Origin of the sequence: Kocuria sp. PD6 (assembly GCF_031844145.1) — a bacterium.
In the GTDB taxonomy this organism is placed as follows: domain Bacteria; phylum Actinomycetota; class Actinomycetes; order Actinomycetales; family Micrococcaceae; genus Kocuria; species Kocuria marina.
Map to the genome: position 1 here is coordinate 126892 of NZ_JAUZUS010000002.1, position 19882 is coordinate 146773.

21 protein-coding genes are annotated in these 19882 nt (G+C 67.7%); 9 read left to right on the plus strand and 12 right to left on the minus strand.

What is annotated here, in order from left to right; all coding sequences use genetic code 11:
• Nucleotides 1-86 precede the first annotated feature (86 nt).
• Nucleotides 87-1412, minus strand: coding sequence for a glycosyltransferase family 87 protein (locus tag Q9R22_RS02135; protein WP_242670548.1), 1326 nt, complete (start codon nt 1410-1412; stop codon nt 87-89).
• A 294-nt stretch (nt 1413-1706) separates the two neighbouring features.
• On the opposite strand from Q9R22_RS02135, the gene mptB reads away from it, so the two are divergent.
• The gene (mptB, locus tag Q9R22_RS02140; RefSeq protein ID WP_131332113.1) at nt 1707-3269 is read left to right on the plus strand and encodes a polyprenol phosphomannose-dependent alpha 1,6 mannosyltransferase MptB; all 1563 of its coding nucleotides are present in this window, start codon (nt 1707-1709) and stop codon (nt 3267-3269) included.
• Here the strand turns inward: mptB and Q9R22_RS02145 are convergent.
• On the minus strand, nt 3266-3649 hold the full coding sequence (locus Q9R22_RS02145) for an RNA-binding S4 domain-containing protein (RefSeq protein ID WP_068466774.1): 384 nt from the start codon (nt 3647-3649) through the stop codon (nt 3266-3268). The two genes, mptB and Q9R22_RS02145, sit on opposite strands and share 4 nt — an antisense overlap.
• A gap of 250 nt (nt 3650-3899) precedes the next feature.
• Here Q9R22_RS02145 and Q9R22_RS02150 point away from each other — a divergent pair, with 250 nt between their 5' ends.
• Together Q9R22_RS02150 and Q9R22_RS02155 are read left to right on the plus strand one after the other, a co-directional pair.
• A complete protein-coding gene (locus Q9R22_RS02150) occupies nt 3900-5318 on the plus strand; it encodes a gamma-aminobutyraldehyde dehydrogenase (RefSeq protein ID WP_131332112.1) in 1419 nt (472 codons plus the stop codon).
• Between the two features lie 31 nt (nt 5319-5349).
• A complete protein-coding gene (locus tag Q9R22_RS02155) occupies nt 5350-6144 on the plus strand; it encodes a nuclear transport factor 2 family protein (protein ID WP_064846409.1) in 795 nt (264 codons plus the stop codon).
• A 110-nt stretch (nt 6145-6254) separates the two neighbouring features.
• Here the strand turns inward: Q9R22_RS02155 and Q9R22_RS02160 are convergent, their stop codons facing one another.
• Both Q9R22_RS02160 and Q9R22_RS02165 read right to left on the minus strand, forming a co-directional pair.
• Nucleotides 6255-7094: a hypothetical protein gene (locus tag Q9R22_RS02160; protein WP_242670547.1), complete on the minus strand. Its 840-nt coding sequence runs from the start codon at nt 7092-7094 to the stop codon at nt 6255-6257.
• Between the two features lie 160 nt (nt 7095-7254).
• Complete coding sequence (locus Q9R22_RS02165) at nt 7255-7638, minus strand: hypothetical protein (protein ID WP_131332111.1); 384 nt, start codon at nt 7636-7638, stop codon at nt 7255-7257.
• A 108-nt stretch (nt 7639-7746) separates the two neighbouring features.
• Between Q9R22_RS02165 and Q9R22_RS02170 the strand changes: the two genes are divergently transcribed.
• Entirely contained in the window at nt 7747-8619 is an 873-nt protein-coding gene (locus Q9R22_RS02170) for an NAD(P)-dependent oxidoreductase (protein WP_131332110.1), read from the plus strand.
• Between the two features lie 103 nt (nt 8620-8722).
• Here Q9R22_RS02170 and Q9R22_RS02175 read toward each other — a convergent pair whose 3' ends face one another.
• Complete coding sequence (locus Q9R22_RS02175) at nt 8723-9184, minus strand: MaoC family dehydratase (RefSeq protein ID WP_131332109.1); 462 nt, start codon at nt 9182-9184, stop codon at nt 8723-8725.
• Between the two features lie 186 nt (nt 9185-9370).
• On the opposite strand from Q9R22_RS02175, the gene Q9R22_RS02180 reads away from it, so the two are divergent.
• The 3 genes from Q9R22_RS02180 to Q9R22_RS02190 all read left to right on the plus strand — a co-directional run bounded on the left by Q9R22_RS02180 (nt 9371) and on the right by Q9R22_RS02190 (nt 11307).
• A complete protein-coding gene (locus Q9R22_RS02180) occupies nt 9371-9838 on the plus strand; it encodes a MarR family winged helix-turn-helix transcriptional regulator (RefSeq protein ID WP_131332108.1) in 468 nt (155 codons plus the stop codon).
• A 121-nt stretch (nt 9839-9959) separates the two neighbouring features.
• Nucleotides 9960-10922 (plus strand): hypothetical protein, encoded by a 963-nt coding sequence (locus tag Q9R22_RS02185; protein ID WP_131332107.1) that lies wholly within the window; start codon nt 9960-9962, stop codon nt 10920-10922.
• Nucleotides 10923-11115: 193 nt separating this feature from the next.
• Nucleotides 11116-11307 carry a CsbD family protein gene (locus Q9R22_RS02190; RefSeq protein WP_035965533.1) on the plus strand — a complete coding sequence of 64 codons (192 nt, stop codon included), beginning with the start codon at nt 11116-11118 and terminating at the stop codon, nt 11305-11307.
• 225 nt (nt 11308-11532) lie between these two features.
• On the opposite strand, the gene Q9R22_RS02195 is transcribed toward Q9R22_RS02190, so the two are convergent.
• A complete protein-coding gene (locus Q9R22_RS02195) occupies nt 11533-12891 on the minus strand; it encodes an MFS transporter (RefSeq protein WP_131332106.1) in 1359 nt (452 codons plus the stop codon).
• Nucleotides 12892-13025: 134 nt separating this feature from the next.
• On the opposite strand from Q9R22_RS02195, the gene Q9R22_RS02200 reads away from it, so the two are divergent.
• Entirely contained in the window at nt 13026-13349 is a 324-nt protein-coding gene (locus tag Q9R22_RS02200) for a putative quinol monooxygenase (RefSeq protein WP_311253989.1), read from the plus strand.
• Nucleotides 13350-13379: 30 nt separating this feature from the next.
• Nucleotides 13380-14327 carry an N-acetylglucosamine kinase gene (locus tag Q9R22_RS02205; protein WP_242670546.1) on the plus strand — a complete coding sequence of 316 codons (948 nt, stop codon included), beginning with the start codon at nt 13380-13382 and terminating at the stop codon, nt 14325-14327.
• Nucleotides 14328-14339: 12 nt separating this feature from the next.
• Here Q9R22_RS02205 and Q9R22_RS02210 read toward each other — a convergent pair whose 3' ends face one another.
• The 6 genes from Q9R22_RS02210 to Q9R22_RS02235 all read right to left on the minus strand — a co-directional run bounded on the left by Q9R22_RS02210 (nt 14340) and on the right by Q9R22_RS02235 (nt 19872).
• Entirely contained in the window at nt 14340-15515 is a 1176-nt protein-coding gene (locus Q9R22_RS02210) for an acyl-CoA dehydrogenase family protein (RefSeq protein ID WP_311253990.1), read from the minus strand.
• Nucleotides 15512-16687, minus strand: a complete 1176-nt coding sequence (locus tag Q9R22_RS02215) for a CoA transferase (protein ID WP_311253991.1) — start codon at nt 16685-16687, stop codon at nt 15512-15514. The genes Q9R22_RS02210 and Q9R22_RS02215 overlap by 4 nt, the downstream gene beginning before the upstream one ends.
• A 130-nt stretch (nt 16688-16817) precedes the next feature.
• On the minus strand, nt 16818-17414 hold the full coding sequence (locus Q9R22_RS02220) for a hypothetical protein (protein WP_311253992.1): 597 nt from the start codon (nt 17412-17414) through the stop codon (nt 16818-16820).
• A gap of 50 nt (nt 17415-17464) precedes the next feature.
• The gene (locus Q9R22_RS02225; RefSeq protein WP_311253993.1) at nt 17465-18712 is read right to left on the minus strand and encodes an MFS transporter; all 1248 of its coding nucleotides are present in this window, start codon (nt 18710-18712) and stop codon (nt 17465-17467) included.
• Entirely contained in the window at nt 18709-19350 is a 642-nt protein-coding gene (gene thpR, locus Q9R22_RS02230; protein WP_311253994.1) for an RNA 2',3'-cyclic phosphodiesterase, read from the minus strand. The genes Q9R22_RS02225 and thpR overlap by 4 nt, the downstream gene beginning before the upstream one ends.
• Before the next feature lie 9 nt (nt 19351-19359).
• On the minus strand, nt 19360-19872 hold the full coding sequence (locus tag Q9R22_RS02235) for a metallophosphoesterase (RefSeq protein ID WP_311253995.1): 513 nt from the start codon (nt 19870-19872) through the stop codon (nt 19360-19362).
• Nucleotides 19873-19882: the final 10 nt, after the last annotated feature.

Genomic DNA, 19882 nt, shown 5'->3' on the forward strand with positions numbered 1-19882 from the left:
TGGCTCCGCCAGTGGGCGCCGCGGGGGCACCCGTGCGCGGCACCGAGGTGCGGTGGGCGTCCCAGGGGGCGGGAGCCGCGTCGTCATCAGGCGTGCGGGCCGGCAACCGGGCCTCCCTTCGCGGCGGAATTGGCGGGCCCGGTGGACCCCAGCCGGTACAGCCCGCGCGCGGACCACCACAGCAGGACCACGAGCAGCAGGTTGCGCAGGGTCAGCACGCCGGCCATGACGGGGTTGTTGTGGCTCAGCGCGGTGTAGAAGAGCGGGTAGACGAAGAACGTGGCGATCGCGATCAACACCGCGAGGAACGCCGGGGTGCGCCACACCTTCCAGTTGTGCACCAGGCCCACCGCGATCACGGGGCCCAGCCACACCATGAACTGGGGCGAGCCCACCTTGTTGAACACGATGAAGGCCGTGACCATGGTCAGCGAACCCGCGAGGAACAGGGCCGTGCGGTCCAGGGCACCGGCGTGCACGCCGCGACGCAGCCCGCGGGCGATCAGCACCACGACCACCACGGCGGCCACCACGAACAGCGGCTGCATGAGCCGGGACATCACGTCCGAGCCGGGGCCGCTGACCTGCATCGAGTTGATGTCCGTGTTCATGTACATGCGGGAATCACCCACGCCCAGCACCGAGAGCCACAGCCACGGGGTGCTGAACGTGGCCTCGAGCTGCATGCCACGGTCGCCCTGCTGGGTCATGAAGTCCGCGATCTGGCGCGGTGATCCGGACACGAACGCGGCCGCCGCGGCGAACAGCGTGACCAGGATCCCGGCGAGCAACACGGCGCCGCGGCGTCGTGCGGCGGTCAACAGGGCGATCACGACGGCGGCCGGCCAGACCTTGATCCACGTGGCCAGGCTGAGGATCGCGGAGGCCACGAACGGGCGGGACACCCCGTAGACCAGGCCCAGCAGCACGAGCGGGGCCGTGAGACCGTCCACGCGCGCAAAGCCCAGCCAGCCCATGAGCAGGATGAACACGAGCCACCACCAACCAGCGGGCAGGGCGGCGCGGTTACGACCCCAGTCGGTCAGCTTGCCCATGGCCACGGCGTTGAGCACCGCGATGATGAGCACCCACAGGAAGAAGTACGGGCCCGGGCCCGCGATGCCCGCGAGTCCCATGGGGATCTGCGCGAGCACGGGGTACACCCAGGGGCTGGGACCGTACGCGATGTTGCGGTCGTCGAAACCCGCTTCCGCCCACGCGCGGTAGATGTTGGTGTCGCTGAAGGCATTGCCCTGCAGCGAGACGATCAGGGCAAAAATCAGGAAGCCCACGTGCACCAGCAGGAACCCCACGAGCAGCGCGCCCGGTGTCATCAGACGATCCTGCGCGGCGCGGGGGAGCACGGCGTCCCGTGCCCGGGTGGCGGCCGTGAAATATCTCTCTGTGGGCACGGATGAGGTCCTTGTCCGAATGCGCGCGGGATTCTGTTCTGGTCCGGGGGTGTGCACTGGTCCTGTTCGGGGGCGTGCGGCGCCCGAGGGTCCCGGCGCCTCGGACATACCGGTTCCGATTCTATGGGGAACCACTCCGGGGACCGCATACGGCGCCATGATGCGCTCACCCCGCCCCCAGGGAACCCCCAGAACGCGCACTGTTCGAGTGCAAACCGTCCTGTAAAGTCAGGGGTCGGAGCCGCTGGACACCTCGGCTCGCCCACCACTGGTTGGCTGAGGGGGCTGGAATCCATGACCGCGACCGGTTCTCGCCCCTCTCCCGCGCACACCGGTTCCACCGCCAAGAATGATTCGCGCGCCCACATGGCGATCATCCAGGGCGTCATTGGTTCGCTCATGATGCTCGTGGGTTCCGTGGGGACCGGGTGGATCGCCAACGGCTCCCCCATGGTCCGGCACCCCCTGGTCATCGAACTGCGCGTGAACGTGTGGGGCGTGTACGGGTGCACCGTGCTGCTCACCGTGGGCGCCATGCTGCTCATCCGGTCGTGGTTGCGCCTCGGTCAACGCTTGCGGGGATGGCCGCACGGGTCGTTGCGCACCGTGATGATCGCCGTGATCGCATGGTCCCTGCCCCTGTTCCTCGCCGTTCCCATCTACTCGCGGGACGTGTACGCGTACATCGGTCAGGGCCGGTTGATGCTGGCCGGCAAGGACCCGTACGTGGAGGGGATCTCCTCGCTCGACAACTGGTTCATGCTGGGCGCGGATCCGGAATGGGCGGAGGCCCGCACCCCGTACGGCCCCTACTTCCTGTGGATCGCCGCCGGGGTCGTCCGGTTGACCAACGCCCAGCCGGACGCCTCCGTGATGCTGTTCCGGGCGGTGGCGTACGTGGGAGTGGTGCTGTGCATGATCTACGTGCCCAAGCTCGCGCGCCTGCACGGGATCAACGGGGCCCGGGCTCTCTGGATCGCCGTGGCCAACCCGCTGTTCCTCATCAGCTTCGTGGCCAGCGCCCACAACGACGCACTCATGGTGGGCCTCGCCGTGGCCGGCGTATACGCCGCGGCCACGAAATATCCCCTGATGGGCATACTTCTGGTCACGGGATCCATCGGGATCAAACCCATCACCATCCTGCTGCTGCCGTTCATCGGTCTGCTCTGGGCGGGCAAGGGTGCCTCGTGGCCGCGGCGGTTCGTCATCTGGGCGGCTACCGCGCTCCTCAGTTTCGGGATCCTCGCGGTGAGCGGTTACGCGGATAACCTCGGTCTGGGCTGGGCCTGGGCCCTGTTGGACCCCACCCCGGGGTACACGGGGTACTCGCCGTCCGGGTTCCTGGGACAACAGGTGGAGCGCGTGGGAAACTTCTTCGGCCAACCGGGGGACGCCCTCGCATCGGTGTTCCGTCAGGTGCTGCAGTACGCGGCCATCGCCCTGGTCCTCGTGCTGATGTTCGTGGGCGGGGACCGCAGGATCGTGCGGCGGATGGCCCTCGCGTTCTCCGCCGTGGTGCTGCTGTCCCCCATCATCCAGCCCTGGTACATCCTGTGGCTCATCCCCCTGCTGGCCGCGACTGGCATCAAGGACAACTGGCAGATCCGCATCCTGTACATCGTGATCACGTTCTTCGTGGTCTTCGGTGCCCAGGACCAGCTGTCCGTGTGGCCGTTCATCGACCTCAGCGTGAGCGTGTCCCAGGTGGCGTTCGTGATCACGGTGGCCTTCACGCTCTACCTGGCGCTGATCGATCCCCGCACCCGCACCCTGCTGACCCACGGTGGGTTCCGGGGCTGGGTGGATCCCGGCCCCCCTCAGGTGGCCGCGGGTACGACGGCGCACAAGGACTAACGCAGGCCCCTGAGCCTTTCGAGCTCGCGGCGGTCCTTCTTGGTGGGCCGCCCCGCCCCACGGTCCCTGCGGGCCACCGGCACGCTGAGTTCCGCGGGCCGCGGCGGGGAGTGGTCGATGTAGCACTGGGCCGCCGCGGGGGCGCCCACACGCTTGACGATGAGCTTGGTGACCTGGAACTCCTGCTGCCACCCCGGGCGGCGCACACTCACCCGATCCCCCACCCGCACCGGCTGGGCGGCCTTCACGGGGGCGCCGTTGAGCCGCACGTGTCCCGCGCGGCACGCGGTCGTGGCGGCCGAGCGGGTCTTGAACAACCGGACCGACCACAACCACACATCCAGACGGGCGCTACCGGGTTCGTTGGCTGGGGCGTTCATGGGGTCCACGGTACTCGGGGACGACGATGTCGCCCCCGCCTGCCCCCAGTGGGGTCAAGGGATCACCCGGGTCCTGAACCATCACCAAACCGTCCCTGTGCTGGTTTCGTCGCGCACACGGGAACCCCCGGCTCTTTGTGAGCAATCTCATACCTCGGTCGGTACGGTGGGAGTGGGGCTTCACAAGGACGTGAGCCCCGAAGCCTCTGCGAAAGACGCAGAGGCAGTTGAGAACGGGGGTTGAGCACTCATGCTCAAGAACTTCATCAACAACACCTATGTGGAATCCGCATCCGAGGAATCCTTCGACCTGGTCAACCCGGCTACCGGTGAGGTGACGGAACAGTCTCCCAACTCGAACGAGCAAGATGTGAATGCCGCGTACGAGGCAGCCGCTAAAGCATCGAAGACATGGGGGCGCATGACCCCCGGTGCGCGACAACTCGCCATGCTGCGCATCGCCGACGCCCTCGAAGCACGGGGGTCCGAACTCGTGGACGCGCAATCTCGCAACACGGGCCAACCCAAGTACCTGATCCAGTCCGAGGAAGTCGATGTCTCCGCGGACCAGATCCGCTTCTTCGCCGGCGCAGCCCGCTTGATGGAGGGCCTCGCGAGTGGCGAATACATGGAGGGTCTCAACTCCGTGATCCGCCGGGAACCGATCGGCGTGGTGGGCCAGGTGACGCCGTGGAACTATCCCCTCATGATGGCCGTCTGGAAAGTGGGGCCAGCCCTGGCCGCAGGCAACACCATCGTGTTGAAACCATCGGACACGACTCCGGAGTCGACACTGCTGTTCGCTGAAATCGCCTCGGAGTTCCTTCCTGAAGGCACCTTCAACATCGTCCTGGGCGATGCCAAGACCGGGGAAACGGTCGTGTCACACCGCACGGCGGGACTCGTCTCCATCACCGGCTCGATCCGAGCCGGTCTGGCTGTCGCCGCATCCGCAGCGAAGAACCTCACGCGCGCTCACTTGGAACTGGGCGGAAAGGCGCCCTGCGTGGTGTTCGGGGACGCGGACCTGGACTCCGCCGCCTCCACGCTCGCAGAAGCCGGTTTCTTCAACGCCGGCCAGGACTGCACCGCCTCCACCCGCATCCTCGTGGAGGGATCGGTCCGTGACGAGTTCCTGGAGAAGATCACCCAAGCCGCGAAGGACACGGCATTCGGCACCCCGGACAAGGAGGACATCCTCTACGGCCCGCTCAACAACGCCAAGCAGCTCGAACAGGTGTCCGGGTTCATCGATCGTTTGCCGGAGCACGCCACCGTGACCACGGGTGGCAAGCAGGCGGACGGGCCCGGCTTCTTCTTCGAGCCGACCATCGTGGCGGATCTCGAGCAGGAGGACGAGGCCATTCAGAATGAGATCTTCGGTCCCGTCATCACCGTCCAGACCTTCTCCACGGAGGAGCAGGCCGTGGAGATGGCGAACGGGGTGGAATACGGATTGGCGTCGTCCGTGTGGACCAAGGATCACGGCCGCGCGTTGCGGATGTCCCGCGATCTGGACTACGGCTGCGTATGGATCAACACCCACATCCCGTTGGTCGCCGAGATGCCCCACGGCGGCTTCAAGCACTCCGGCTACGGCAAGGACCTCTCCAAGTACGCCGTGGAGGAGTACACCCGCGTCAAGCACGTGATGAGCTCGTTGGACTGACGGCGGGAACGAACGAGGGAAGGAGCGCATCATGACCGACATTCGAGAACTCGTGCTCACCGCTGACCGCGAGCTGTTCACCGAACACGACCTGAGCACCCTGGACCGCAATTTCGCCGAGGACTACGTGGAGCATTCGCCGCTCGTGGCCAACGGTAAGGAAGGCCTGCGGGAGCTGGTCACCGACGCGGGCGAGGGTCTGAGGCACGACGTCGCGCGCGTAGTCGTGGACGAAAAGGCCGGTTTGGTCGCGCTGCACGGTGCCTATCCCGGGTTGGATCCGGACACCGTGTTCGTGGGGTTCGACATCTACCGCGTGGCCGACGGCAAGATCGTGGAGCACTGGGACGGCCTGGTGGATCAGACACCACCCAACGAGTCGGGCCACACCCAGCTGGACGGCCCCACGGAGGTGGACACATCCGCCGACACCGAGGCCAACAGGGAGTTCGTCAAGCGGGCCTGGGCTACGTTCTTACAGGGCCAGGACTACGACGCCGCGGGCGATTTCACGCGTTCGGACGGGCGGTTCACGCAGCACTCGGGTGACATCGCCGACGGTGTGCAGAACATGGTCGACTTCTTGAAACACCTCAAGGAGGACGGTTCTGCACTGACCTACGACACATTGCACCGCACGGTGGCTGACGGGAACTTCGTCCTGACGTTCTCGGAAGGATCCATCGCCGGTGACCGCCACTTCTTCTGCGAACTGTGGCGCATCGAGGACGGCGCGTGGGTCGAACTGTGGGACGCCATCGGACCGGTTCCGTCGGATGACGAACTGGCGCACCCGCACGGTGCGTTCACGTCGGTAGCGGACTGAACCTGACCGAGACGACCTGACAATGCAGTGGCCCCGTGGACGCGTGATGGCGTCCACGGGGCCACTGCCCGATCTGTTCCAGTGATCGAGGAGCACATCATTCGGGACCGTCAGCGCCCGGGCCCGCCGTGACCTCCGGCGTCCGCAGGGGCACCCGCTGAGGGAGCGGCGTCGTCGTGGGCATGGTCGTGACCCTTGTGGGGAACGTGTCCGTGCGCCTTCTCCTCCCGCGCCGGAGCCTCCGGTTTGCCCGTCACCACCGCGAGTTCCACCGACGTCTGCGGCAGGTCGATGGTCTTGGCCACTTCACCCTTGGTCAGATCCACCACGTGCAGTTTCTTGTTCTGCGCGTCGGTCACGTAGGCGCTCGAGCCGGCCACCTTGATCGCGGGGCCCGCCTCCTGCCAGTCCGCCTTCTCCTCCCACGGCTGGATCACGTCGGTCTTCCGGACCACCTTTCCGGACTCCACGTCGATCACGTTGAGCTTGCCGTCGTACGTGAGCACCAAAGCCTCACCCTCCGGCCCGCGGGCCAGCGAACGGAACCAGTAGGACGAGCCCAAGTCCACCAGCCGGTGCGACCCGTCCCGGGTGTCGAAGAGGGCCACACACGTGGGGCGCTCCTGCTCGGCATCCTCGTCCACCTTGTAGTCGCCCAGCACGATCGGCGACCTCTCCGAACCTGCGAGGTTGCCCGAGCGCGCGTAGGCGTCCGCCACGGCCACCTTGTGGAACGTCCCGTCCCGATAGATCACGGGCCCGTTCTCGCAACCCGCCATCACGGTGTCGGTGCTCGCTCCCGGCGCGGCCGCCGCCTCACCGTGCACGCCCGGGCAGTCCGTCGTCTCGGCCTTGACGGCGCCGTCCTTGCCAAGCACGCGCACGGTGTGCCGTTCATCCTCCGTGCCCTGGGTCGTGAACAGCGTGCCGTCGGTCAGCTCGAGCGCCACCCCGTGGTGCGGGTGGTGAGCATGACTGCGGGAGGCTCCATGACCTACCCCCGTGCATAACCCAATCAATGGCCGACATTCCCCGTCCGCGTCGAAGAAGAAATACGAATGAAGTACCGTACTATTTTCATGAGGGTGATCCTGCTAGACTGAATCCCCATCAATACACATGACAATGGACTTCACGAGGCGCGAGAAGTGAATAATGGATCACCTGGCCATTCTTATCGGTTCGATATTGCTTATCCTTCTGGCTGCTGGCCTCATTTACTTTTTCGGAAGTGTCTTTAAATCCGCACTGTTCGGCGGCTCCAACCGGCCATCCGACCCGGATGATCCACGCCGGCGCCGATGACCAAGCGCTCGAGACGCCGGATATTGGGGCGCGGCCCCGCAATGCACGTAATGCACGTAATGCAGTCATAAATATCCCACCCATAAGGGCTGGATGCACCCTCGGCACCTCCCATGGCGATAACCCACTGCCACCCAGTTCCACCAAATCAAAGATTGCATAGAATTTTCCCGGCAGTACGACGCCCATCCTCATTTCGGTATTTCTGTTCGAGGTAATTCGCCCCCACCCCTGGACGCCGGCGCCAGCATTCGGGGCATGATGGGACCAACCGTCACCGTCGCGAGGAGCCGCAGCATGAGCCCGTCACCGCACACCGTGGGAATCATCGGTCTCGGATCCATGGGCAAGCCCATGGCCGGGCACATCATCAGCGCCGGGCACGACGTGGTGGTTCTGCATCGCAGCCTCCACAAGGCCCCGGGGGCCCGCGCGGTGGACACGCCGCGGCACATGGCGCGCCAGTGCGACATCGTGATCCTGTTGGTGCCCGGCGCCCCGGAAATCGACGGCGTGCTGGAAGAACTCGCTGAGGGCGCCCGCGAGCGCGACGCCGACCACGACCGCCTGGTCCTGGCGATCAGCTCCACCGTCTCTCCCGTGGACATCACCCGCTGGCACCGGGACACCTCGGGTGTCGAGTTCGTGGACGCGCCCATAAGCGGCGGGGAGGCCGGGGCGATCCGCGGGGACCTGTCCGTCATGGTGGGCGGCGACGACGCCGCCGCCGGCCTGGTCTCGGACGTCCTGTCCTCGTGCGGTCGCCCCGTCCGCCTGGGGCCGCTGGGGGCCGGGCAGGTAGCGAAGGCGTGCAACCAGCTGATCTGCGCGGCGGAGATCGTGGCGATCTCCGAGGCCAGCGTCGTGGCCGAACGGGCCGGACTGGACCTGGCCACACTGCTGGACCTGCTCCAGGGCGGCTACGCGGGATCCACCATCCTGGCGGACAAGACTCCCAAGCTCGTGGGCCACGACTACTCGGTGTCCGCGCAGGCGGCCTTCGTGCACAAGGACGTCTCCGCGTACCTGGATGCCGCCCGCGCCACCGGAACCACGTCGGTGCTGGGCGGGCCCATCGCGGCCGCGGCGCAACAGCTCATCGACGCGGGACTGGGCGAGCAGGACTCCGCGGTGTTCCAGAAGTGGATCGCGGACAGAACCGAGAAGTGAACGACCTGGGACCCACCCCTGAGAACACCTGTGCCCCGATAATGCACGCCACAGCGTCGTAGCGTGCATTATCGGGGCAGGAATGTAGTGAGGGCCCTGAACCCTACTTGTAGAACCGGCTCAGGAAGCGCGCCACCACCGCGGGGCGCTCCTCCCCCTCGATCTCGATCGTCGCATCCGCCACGAGGTGCAGGCCGTTGCCCTTGACCTCCGAGACTTCCGCGATGGTCACGGTCATCCGGATGCGTGCGCCCACCTTCGCCGGTGAGGTGAAACGGACCTTGTCCACGCCGTAGCTGACCTTGGTCTTCACGTCGGACACGTCGAAGAGCTCGGACCACATGGGGATCAGCAGCGACAGGGTCAGGAACCCGTGTGCGATGGGCCCACCGAACGGACCGTCCGCGGCCTTCTCCGGATCGGCGTGAATCCACTGGTGGTCATCGGTGGCGTCCGCGAACAGGTTCACCTGGTCCTGGGTGATCTCGCGCCGCTCGGAGTAGCCCAAATCCTTCCCTGCGAGCTCGGCCACCTCGTCGAACAGAACAACGGTCTTGGCGGTCATGACATGTTCCCTCTGGGGTTCTGCTCCGGCGGTGATGGGCGTCACCACATGTTTCTTTCATGGGACCGATTTAATTGATATTGCCAACGGTTAAGATTATCCACGACGATCCTTCGGCGGACGGTCCCACCCCCGCCCACCGCACGGAGCACGTCACGACACGACACGACACCCAGGAGCAGCGACATGACCACCCCCCTTCCGCAGGACGCCCTTGGCCTGGCGCCGGACCTGAGGGCGAGTGATCTCGCATCCGAACCGGTGTTCCTCATGGCCCGCGCGAGTTCCCTGGGCTCCGCGTCCGCCAACCGGGCCCTGGGGGAACTGGACCTGAAGGTGCGCCACTACTCGGCCCTGTCCCTCGTGTGTTCGGACCTGCACCCGTCCCAGCGGGAGCTGAGCAGGTACCTGGTCCTGGACCCCAGCCAGATCGTGCTGATCGTGGATTCCCTCGAGCGTCGCGGGGCCGTGGTGCGGCGCACCGATCCCAATGATCGCCGCTCCAAGTTGATCGAGCCCACGGACGAGGGCCGCGAGCTCTACCGGCGTGCGCGCGCCGCGGTGGACCACTGCACGGACGGGACACTGGCACCCCTGAGCGAGGACGAACGGGCCACCTTGTTGGACTTGCTGCAGCGCGTGGCACTGGGCTGAGCGCACCGTCATACGGCCCCGCCCGCCCCGGGATTCCGGGTGTTCACGCCCGCGAACACGTATCATGGAACCAGCACACTCGACTCCCCCGCGCTCCCCCTACCGATCGAGGTCACGCACCATGCGCTCCGCCGCCCCCGCCACCTTTTCCGCCCTCTGCGCCATGCTGCTGCTCACCGGTTGCGGTTCCGGCGGCGACGCAGGGGGCGACGACACCGCGAACAGTACCGCAGCGACGTCGTCCACCGCGACCGAACAGCCCAGCGCGACACCCACGCCCACCCAGCCGCCAGAGCTGATCGGCGGGGGCACCACCCTGTTCCCCGAGCGCCGGTTCGTGGCGCTCTACGGACACCCGGGCACCCCGGGGCTGGGCGCGCTGGGTGAGCAGGGGCCGGAGGAATCCGCCGAGCGGGCGATCGAGCTGGCCAAGCAGTACGAGCCCTACAGCCAGGAGAAAGTGATCCCGGCGTTCGAGATCATCGCGACCACCGCCTCCTCCGACCCGGGACCGGACGGCGACTTCTCCAGCGAGGCTCCCGTGGAGCGCCTCATGCCGTACATCGAGGCCGCGCAGAAGCACGGGATCTACGTGGTCCTGGACCTGCAACCCGGCCGCTCGGACTTCCTGTCCCAGGCCAAGCGGTACGAGGAACTGCTGAAGCGCCCCAACGTGGGCCTGGCCCTGGACCCCGAGTGGCGGCTGGGGCCCGGGCAGTACCCGCTGCAGCAGATCGGGTCCGTGAGCGCTCAGGAGATCAACGAGACCACGCAGTGGCTCGCCCGGCTCACGACCGAGAACGGCCTGCCCCAGAAGACCCTGATCCTGCACCAGTTCTCCATGCCCATGATCCAGAACCGTGAGGCCATCACGACGGACCACCCCGAGCTCGCGTTCCTCCTGCACGCGGACGGACACGGCACCCCGGATCTGAAGATGTCCACGTGGGACGCTCTGCAGCACGAGCTGCCCCGGGGGATCCGCATGGCGTGGAAGAACTTCTACGACGAGGACACCCCCACGTTCACCCCCAAGCAGACCTTCGAGCTGACGCCCAAGCCGTGGTTCGTGTCCTACCAGTGAGCCGCTCGGGCTGGCGGAGTTTTTGGTTCGGCAGACACCGCGGTTCCGGTGACTCGCCCGGGCCGGCAGGCCCGCCACTCCCGAGGTTTTGAAGCGGGTGCTCCCAGGAAATTGTTCCGCGCCATGTCTTCCCCCGGCCGGGATGTCGGGTCTAGATTATGAGGACCTGTTCGCTCCACGGAAGGAAGTGCCTATGGGACTCGGTGACAAGATCAGTAATGCTGCGGAGAAGGCTTCCGGTTCCGCCAAGGAAAAGCTTGGTGACGCCACGGACAACGCAGATCTGCAAGCTGAGGGTGCCGGGGAGAAAGCTTCCGGTGGCGCCAAGCAGTCCGTGGAGAACATCAAAGACGCCGGCAAGAATCTGAAGGACGGGCTGGGCTGAGATCCGCACCCGCCACCTTTCGACCGGAGGGCCCTCGTCGTGAACACGACGGGGGCCTTTCGTCTGCCCGCCCCACCGCCGGCAACGGCGCCTGTCGTGCACTCCGCCCCACCACCCCCGCATCGCTTCCCGCCCCACTACCCCTGCATTAGTGGAGCAAAAGCAGCTTCGTGGCGCCGAATCCTGCTTCTACTCAGATAAAGCAGGGGCTGCAGTGGGTCCGGATCACCGCACCGCGAACCGCTTGCGCGCGATCAGCAGGCACACCAGGGATAGGGCCGCCACCACCGCGTAGTAGATGCTCGGTGAGGTCAGAGAGCCGGTGGAGCTCACGAGCCACGCGAGCACGAGGGGTGCGAATCCCCCGAACACCGTGACGCCCAGGTTGTAGGCCACGGACATCCCCGTGGTGCGGATCTGCGTGGGGAACATGTCGGTGAGCAGCGCGGGCATGGGGCCGAAGTACAGGGCCATGATCACGCCCAGCACCGCTTGCACCACGGTTAGGGTGGCCACCGTCGGAGCCGCGACCAACCACAGGAACAGCGGGTACACCACCACGATGCCCACCGCGGAGGCCACGAGCATGACCCGGGCAGGTCCCACGCGGTCCGCGAGGTGCCCCACGAACGGGGAGCCCACCAGGGTCACCGCGCCGGCCACCACACCGCCCAGGTACGCGGCCCACGAGGGCAGGTCAAAGTTCTGGATCGAGTACGTGGGCATGAACAGGATCGTGTACACGGACATGGACGCCAGGCCCACCACACCTGCGGCCGTGAGCCACCGGCCGGCGGAGTGGACGATGGTCTGCGCGAGGGGACCGCGCCCGAGGGGCGGGCGGGGCGGCGTCGTCGTACCCGTGTTCTCCGAGGACGACGACGCCGCTCGCGCACGCTCGTCCTGCAACGCCCGGAAGTCCGGGGTCTCATCCATGCGCAAGCGGATGTAGAGGCCCACGGGGCCGATGAGCAGGCCGAAGAGGTAGGGGATGCGCCAGCCCCACGAGTACAGCGCGTCGTGGCTCAGCAGGGTGTGCAGCGCGAACCCGAAACCCGAGGCCATCAGGATCGCAAGGCCCTGGGTCGCCACTTGCCACGACCCGTAGAAGGCGCGCTTGTCTGGGGCGTTCTCGATCAGGAACGCGGTGGCCGTGCCGAACTCGCCACCGGCGGAGAAGCCCTGGATCAGGCGGGCGAGCAGGATGAGCAGCGCTGCCGCGGGGCCGATGACCGCCGCCGTGGGGGCGAGCAGCATGATGAGCGTGCCGAGCATCATCAGGGCAATCGTGATGGTCAGGGCCGGGCGGCGACCGTGGCGGTCCGCGTAGGAGCCCAGCACCAGGGCACCGAGCGGGCGGATCAGGTACGACAGCGCGAACGTACCGAACGTCAGCAGGGTGCCCGTGACCTGTCCGATCGAATCCGACTCGAAGAACAGCGCGGAAATCACGACCGCGAGGGACGAGTAGACGATGATGTCGAACCACTCGAGCGCGTTACCGATCGAGGACGCGACCACGGCGCGGCGAGCGGTGACACGCTGCTCGTGCGTGACGGGCAGATGGGTAGGTGCGCTACTCATGTCTGCACACTAGCCCACGGGTCGCTCCTCCCGCGGCCGCCGTGACGCCGCATGACGGCGAGCCGCCGACTTATACTGGGGCACGGCATGGAACCGGCACGGGACGTGTCACACCCCAGGACAGGAGCAGTGCAATGATCTTCATCGTGGTCAAGTTCGAGGTCAAGGACGAGTACGCCGAGCGTTGGCCCGAGATCGTCGCGGACTTCACTGCCGCGACCCGCCAGGAGCCGGGCAACAAGTGGTTCGACTGGTCCCGCAGCCTGGACAACCCCAACGAGTACGTGCTCGTGGAGGCCTTCGAGGACGACGCCGCCGAGGCCCACGTGAAGTCCGAGCACTTCACCGCCATGACCGAGAAGTTCCCGCCGTACCTCGTCCGCACCCCGCGTATCATCTCCCGCCAGATCGACGGTAATGGCTGGGATGAGATGGGTGAAGTCACCGTCGAGGGCTGAGGCATTGAGGACCGGGGAACCCGTAAACCCGTGAACCGGTTCCTCGTGGGCCTGGACATCGGCGGATCCCACACCCGCGGCGTACTGTTCCGCGGGGACTCCCCGGTGCGCGAAGCTCGTTCCGGCAGCGCGAACGTGCAGAACGTCAGCCGGGAGCGGGCCGCCCAGTCACTGCGGGAGATCTTCGCCCGCTTGGAACCGCCACCCGGCACCACGGTTCTCGCCGGCGCCGGCGGTGTGGACACCCCGCACGACGCCGCTGCGCTGACGCAGCTCATTCGCTCCGTGGCTGAGGCCGCAGCGGGCGCTGGCCCGGCGTCGGAGACGCCCGTGATCGCGGTGCATGACACCCGCCTGATCCTCGCCGCGGGCGGACACACCGAGGGCATCGCGGCGATCGCGGGAACCGGTTCCGTGGCGTGGGGTGTGAACGCTTCCGGCCACGGGACCCGCGCCGGGGGCTGGGGCTACCTGCTCGGCGACGAGGGCAGCGGGTACTGGCTCGGCCGGGAAGCGGTACGCCATGTGCTGCGGGACGCGCAGCACAGGGGAGCGAGCGACGAGACCCCCGCAGAGGACGACCGGTTCGCTCGGGCCGTGTTGGGACACGCCGGGGTCGACACGCCCACCGAGCTGATCGCGGCGTTCCACGACCGCCCCGACCGCACCCACTGGGCCGGTCTGGCCCGCACGGTGATCGAGCTGGCCCCGCACGACGACGCCGCTCGCGAGTTGGTCTCGGCGGCCGCCGCGCACCTCGCGGAGCTGATCATCACCGTGGCCAGGAACCTGGGCGAGCCCCTCCCCGTAGTGATGGGAGGCGGGCTCGCAACCACCTCGGTGGGCGTGGAGCTCAGGGAACGCCTGGGCGATCATGGACTGCGGGTCACGCTGTTGGACCGGGAACCCGTGCTGGGAGCACCCCTGCTCGCCCGCGCCACGGGGCTGTGGGACGGGCGAGCGGGTCGGGCGGGCTGAACACCCACGGGATCAGCGGAAGGCCGCCTCCCCGGTGAGCTGCTGGCCCAGGATGAGGACGTGCACCTCATCCGTGCCCTCGTATGTGCGCACGGATTCCAGGTTGTTGGCGTGGCGCAGCGGGGAGTAGTCGAGGGTGACGCCGTTGCCGCCCAGGATCGTGCGGGCCTCGCGGGCAATCTTGATGGCCTCGCGGCAGTTGTTGAGCTTGCCCACTGAGATCTGGTGGTGCTGCAGTGTGCCGGCGTCCTTGAGGCGGCCGATCTGCAGCGCGAGCAGGAAGCCCTTGTCGATCTCGAGTGCCATGTCCGCGAGCTTCTGCTGCGTGAGCTGGTACCCGGCCAGCGGGCGATCGAACTGCATGCGCTCCTGGGAATACTTCAGGGCCACCTCGAACGAGTCGCGGGCGGCGCCCATGGCACCCCAGATGATCCCGTACCGGGCTTCGTTGAGACACGAGAACGGGCCGCGTAGCCCCTTGGCCTCGGGTAGCAGAGCGGATGCGGGAAGTCGCACGTCCGTGAGTTCGATCTCGCACTGGATCGAGGCCCGCATGGACAGCTTGGGCTGGATGGGCGTGGCCTTGAAGCCCGGGGTGTCGGTGGGCACCACGAAACCGCGTATGCCCTCGTCCGTCTGGGCCCAGATGACGGCCACCTTGGCCACGGTCGCCAGGCCGATCCACCGCTTGGCGCCGGAGATGACCCAGTCCTCGCCGTCGCGGCGCGCGAACGTCTTCATGGAACCGGGGTCGGAACCCGCGGTGGGCTCGGTGAGCCCGAAGCACCCGATGGCCTCACCGGCGGCCATGCGCGGGAGCCACTCCTGCTTCTGCTCCTCGGAGCCCCACTTGTAGATGGCGCTCATGGCCAGGGAGCCCTGCACGGACACGAACGTGCGCAGACCGGAATCCCCGGCTTCCAGCTCGGCGCCGGCCAGGCCGTATTCCACGGCGGAACGGCCCGCGCAGCCGTATCCCTTCAGGTGCATACCCAGCAGGCCCAGCTTGGCCATCTCCGGGACGATCTCCAGGGGGAAGACCGCTTTCTCGTACCACTCGGCGATGTTGGGGCGGATGGTGGCGTCCACGAACTCCCGCACGGTGGATCGCAGAGCGATCTCTTCCTCGTTCAGCAGGGAGTCGAAGCCCACCAGGTCCATGACGTTGACGGTGTTCTGTTGGCTCATGTCCTCACTGTACGGTGACGGGGTTCACGGAGCCACGCCACAATCGTTTCCGTGTCCTGCCCGAGCTGCGGCGGGGCGACCGTGGGGGATTCCAGGGGTGGGGTCCAGCGGGCCGGATGACGGAACTGCCGTCCCACGGTCCTGCCCTCCCGATCCTGGACGTCCACCGTGGGTTCCAGTCCGAGGTCCTCGGCCAGCGTGACGCCCTCGCCGATCCCGGCGACCTTGCCCGCAGGCACCCCTTCCTCGGTCAGCGCTTCCTGCCACTCGCGGGCGGTCCGGGCGGACAGCGCCTCCTCCAGAAGCGGCACGAGGTCGTCGCGGTGGGCCACGCGCGCCGAGTTCGTGGCGAACCGTTCGTCGTCCGCGACGTCGGGGATGCTCAGCACGGCCGTGAATCTGCGGAACTGCCCGTCGTTGCCCACGGTCACCGCGAGGGGCGCGTCCGCGCAGTGCAACAACTGGTAGGGGACGATGGACGGGTGGGCATTGCCCATGCGCTCGGGGACCTTACCGGCACCCAGGTACGCCTGGCCCTGGTTGACGAGGGCACCCTGCAGACTCGAGAGCAGACTGACGTCGATGTGCGCGCCGCGGCCCGTGCGGTGTCGCGCTTCGAGGGCCGCGAGCGCGCCGATCGTGGCGTCCTTGGCGGTCAGGACGTCCACCAGGGCCACGCCCACCTTGGTGGGCTCGCCGCCCGCGGCGCCCGTGATGCTCATGAGCCCACCCACGGCCTGGACCAGGAAGTCGTAACCGGCCAGGTGGGCGCCCTCGGCGGTGCCGAAACCGGACACGGACACGTAGACCACGCCGGGGTTCTCGCGCGAGATCTCCTCGTAGCCCAGGCCGAGCTTGGCCATCCCGCCGGGCTTGAAGTTCTCCACGACCACGTCCGCGCGCAGGGCGAGTTCGCGCGCGAGTTCCCGCCCGTCCTCGTCCCGCAGGTCCAGGCACACGGATTCCTTGTTGCGGTTCACGGACTCGAAGTACGTGGCACCGGTCTCGGAATAGGGCGGACCCCACGCGCGCGTGTCGTCACCGGTGTCCGGGCGCTCGACCTTGATCACGCGGGCACCGAGGTCCGCGAGCGTCATGGTGCACAGCGGCCCCGCGAGCACGCGCGAGAAATCGGCCACGAGCACACCGTCCAGGGGCAGCGCTTCGGTCACGGGGTCCTCCTCGGATCGACGATGTCCTCCACTCTAGGTGCGCCGCCGCGGCCGCGGCCCGACGACGTCGCTACGCCTCCGGGTCGCCGCCCGCCGCACGTCCACGGGCGACGACGCTCGGCCGGGCGCGCTACCCGTCCAGTTCCCCCTGCGCCGCCCTTGTCAGGGTGGCCGTGAGCATGTCCAGTCCGGCGAGCATGTCCTGATCCGATGTGAACTCGTACTCGTTGTGGGTGATGCCCTTGTGGGAGTGCTCGCCGAGCACCTCGAACTCGTACTTGCGCGCACCCCACGTGGCGTGGACCAGGCTGCCCATCATGGACGGCGTGAACCGGCAGCCCTCCTCGTTTAACCAGTTCACCACGCACAGGTTGTCCGTCAGTTCCGTCTCCCCGGACGGCGCCGCTCGGTACAGCTCCGGGCACACGGTCGCCCCGGCAAGCACGCCGTAGGCGCCGTCGAACCGGCCGGCCCTGGGCTGGGAGTCCAGATGCGAGCCGACCATCACGTACGGGGCGCCCGGACACAGCTCGAAGAGGCCGAACTCGTTACCGATCGCGTCGTAGTACACCGTGGCACCGCGCGCGATCAACCACCCGACGAACCACTGCCGATTGAGCCCGTCCGCGGTGGTCGCCGCTTGGCACTCCACTCCCCCGGACTCGAGCCCGCGGTTGCGGGACATCCGCCGGAAATCCCGCAGGAGCGCCTGATGCAGTGCGGACATGAACCCTCCTGAGCCATGAACCAGTTGCGGCCACGGTAGGCACGGTCACATCACGAACGGTCCGCGCGGCGGTCCCCCCACGCCTTCTCCGCACCGCTGGCCAAGAGCACCCCGCAGCACATCCACACCGCGGTGGCCGGGCCCAGGGGTGCCGCGAAGACACCCGCAACCAGGGGGAGGATCACCTGCCCCAGGCGATTACCCGTCAACCGGACCGCCAGGGCGGAGCCGCGCCAGTTGCCCGGGACGGACGTGGTGATCATGGTCATGGTGAGTGGCTGACCCAGACCCAACAGGAATCCGCCCACGGCCAGGAAGAACGCCGCGACCCAGAAGTTCCCCAGCACGAGCGGTGGGATGACCAGCGTGATGCCGGCCCCGAACAAACATGTCAGCAGCAGACCCCGCCGCGAGAACCGCTGGGACAACCACGGCAGGAGCAACCGGGAGGCAATGGATGCGAAACCCCGGACGCCGAGCAACAGACCCACGACCGCGGGAGCCACACCGGCCTCCTCCCCGATGACCGGCAGGAACGCGGTGAGGATGTCGAGCATCGCGAGCAGGGACAATGCGGCGAGCATGTGGGACGCCACCCGTGGCACCCTGAGCACCCGAGCGATGGTGGGTTTGTCGGCTGATTCGGAACGCGCCGCAGTACCGGAGGCCGCGCGGGGCGGGGCGGCGTCCCCCGCGGGTGTCCCGGCGCGCAGGAGCAACAGCGGAACGGCCGCGAGCGAGATCGCGGCACCGATCCACAGTGCCTGGTTCACGTCCGCGAGGCGCTCCGGGGAGGTCGCGGACGAGCTGTGCCCCACGAGCCAACCGCCCAGGGCGGGGCCGATCATCTGCCCCGCGGAGAACGCTGCGGTGAACCACCCGAACCCCTTGTCCAGGTCCCGGTCCGCGGCGTAACGGGCGATCGCCGTCTGACCCCCGATCGTGAAGCTCAGGTGCCCCATGCCCAGCACGGCGCTCGCGGCCACGACCGCCCACACCGTGGGTGACAGCGCCAGCAGCGCCCCACCGGCGACCAGCAGAAACACCCCGGAAAGGGTCAGCACGCGCAATTGCCGGGTGCGGTCCGAGTACCGCCCGAGCCACACCGCGGTGAGCAGCGGGACCAGGGCGTACGCGGCCGTGGTCAACCCGATCGTGATCGAGTCCGCGTGCAGCGCGAGCAGTTTGTAGGACGTGACCGGTCGCAACAGGTTCACGGTGGCCTGGGTCAACACCCCGCACGCCACGAGCAGCCACAACCACGCGCCGGCGCGTGCCCCACGAACCGAATCAGTCAACGGCAGCCTTCCTCAGGCATACGCCCAGGGGCGTCCGAGGCGACGCGCTCCGACAGCCGGAATCGTTGCACGGTGCGGTGCAGGGCACCACCGCTGCGGCCCTCGCCAAGCTCTGAGGACACCAGGGAGAGCTCGCTGACGGTCCACGCGGGCCCCTCGTACACGGACAGCGCGTGCACTACATGCGCGAGCTCGGGCCCGGGGCGCGCCACGGTGCGTGAACTGCGGCGTCGTTCGCGAGCCTTGCGCGTGCGCTCGGCACGGGACATGCGCGCGACCGTGAGGTGGGCGCGCTGTCTTGCGCGCTCCTCAGGGTCCAGCGAGCACGCGTGCATGAGCTCCACGAGCGCGTCCGAGGCACCACCCACGCCCATCCACAGGGTTGTGCCGGAGAAGGATCCCGCGCCTCGCAAGCACACAGTGAGCGGTGCGTGGTCCCGGGCGACGTCGCTCAGCAGCTCCTCGAGCTCCGGCACCGCAGCCTCGGGTTGCTCGCCGTAGAACGCAAGGGTGACGTGCCACTGCTCGGGGTCGCCCCAGCGCAATGCGGTGCCGGTGAGTTCACGGACCTCACGCAATGCACCGACCAGGTGCTCACGTGCGGCCCGGGTGGGGTGAACAGCCGCGAACAGCCTCATGCGCCCACCCTAGACGGTGCGCGGCGGTAACCGGACCAGCTCCACGCTCGTGAGGGCACCCGCGTCAGCGACCGCGCGCATGTACGTGCAGTGTGGTTGGCGCCGCCGGTCGGTGGGGCTGCCGGGGTTGAGCAAGCGCATCCCGGAGGGCGCCACGGTGTCCCACGGGATGTGGCTATGGCCGAAGACCAGGACGTCGATGTCCGGGAACGCCCGGTCCATACGCCGCTCCCGTCCGCTTGAGGCGCCGGTCTCGTGCGTCATGGCGAACCGCACCCCCTCGAGTTCCCAGTATGCGGTTTCAGGCATGCGTTCGCGTAACTCGGGGCCGTCGTTGTTGCCCCACACCGCGATCAGCTTCCGGGAGCGCTGCTCAAGGGCCTCGAACGTGGCCAGGTCCACCCAGTCACCGGCGTGGAGCACCACGTCCGCGGCGTCGACCTCGCGCCACACCTGGTCCGGGAGGGCCTTGGCCCGCTTCGGCAGGTGGGTGTCCGCGAGGAGGAGGATCGAGGTGCTCACGCCCCCATTG

Excerpts from the sequence above, each read along its gene's own strand:
- mptB (WP_131332113.1), top strand. The coding sequence starts at position 1,707 with ATGACCGCGACCGGTTCTCGCCCCTCTCCCGCGCACACCGGTTCCACC.
- Q9R22_RS02145 (WP_068466774.1), bottom strand. The coding sequence starts at position 3,649 with ATGAACGCCCCAGCCAACGAACCCGGTAGCGCCCGTCTGGATGTGTGG.
- Q9R22_RS02150 (WP_131332112.1), top strand. The coding sequence starts at position 3,900 with ATGCTCAAGAACTTCATCAACAACACCTATGTGGAATCCGCATCCGAG.
- Q9R22_RS02155 (WP_064846409.1), top strand. The coding sequence starts at position 5,350 with ATGACCGACATTCGAGAACTCGTGCTCACCGCTGACCGCGAGCTGTTC.
- Q9R22_RS02165 (WP_131332111.1), bottom strand. The coding sequence starts at position 7,638 with ATGGGCGTCGTACTGCCGGGAAAATTCTATGCAATCTTTGATTTGGTG.
- Q9R22_RS02170 (WP_131332110.1), top strand. The coding sequence starts at position 7,747 with ATGAGCCCGTCACCGCACACCGTGGGAATCATCGGTCTCGGATCCATG.
- Q9R22_RS02175 (WP_131332109.1), bottom strand. The coding sequence starts at position 9,184 with ATGACCGCCAAGACCGTTGTTCTGTTCGACGAGGTGGCCGAGCTCGCA.
- Q9R22_RS02180 (WP_131332108.1), top strand. The coding sequence starts at position 9,371 with ATGACCACCCCCCTTCCGCAGGACGCCCTTGGCCTGGCGCCGGACCTG.
- Q9R22_RS02185 (WP_131332107.1), top strand. The coding sequence starts at position 9,960 with ATGCGCTCCGCCGCCCCCGCCACCTTTTCCGCCCTCTGCGCCATGCTG.
- Q9R22_RS02190 (WP_035965533.1), top strand. The coding sequence starts at position 11,116 with ATGGGACTCGGTGACAAGATCAGTAATGCTGCGGAGAAGGCTTCCGGT.
- Q9R22_RS02195 (WP_131332106.1), bottom strand. The coding sequence starts at position 12,891 with ATGAGTAGCGCACCTACCCATCTGCCCGTCACGCACGAGCAGCGTGTC.
- Q9R22_RS02200 (WP_311253989.1), top strand. The coding sequence starts at position 13,026 with ATGATCTTCATCGTGGTCAAGTTCGAGGTCAAGGACGAGTACGCCGAG.
- Q9R22_RS02210 (WP_311253990.1), bottom strand. The coding sequence starts at position 15,515 with ATGAGCCAACAGAACACCGTCAACGTCATGGACCTGGTGGGCTTCGAC.
- Q9R22_RS02220 (WP_311253992.1), bottom strand. The coding sequence starts at position 17,414 with ATGTCCGCACTGCATCAGGCGCTCCTGCGGGATTTCCGGCGGATGTCC.
- thpR (WP_311253994.1), bottom strand. The coding sequence starts at position 19,350 with ATGAGGCTGTTCGCGGCTGTTCACCCCACCCGGGCCGCACGTGAGCAC.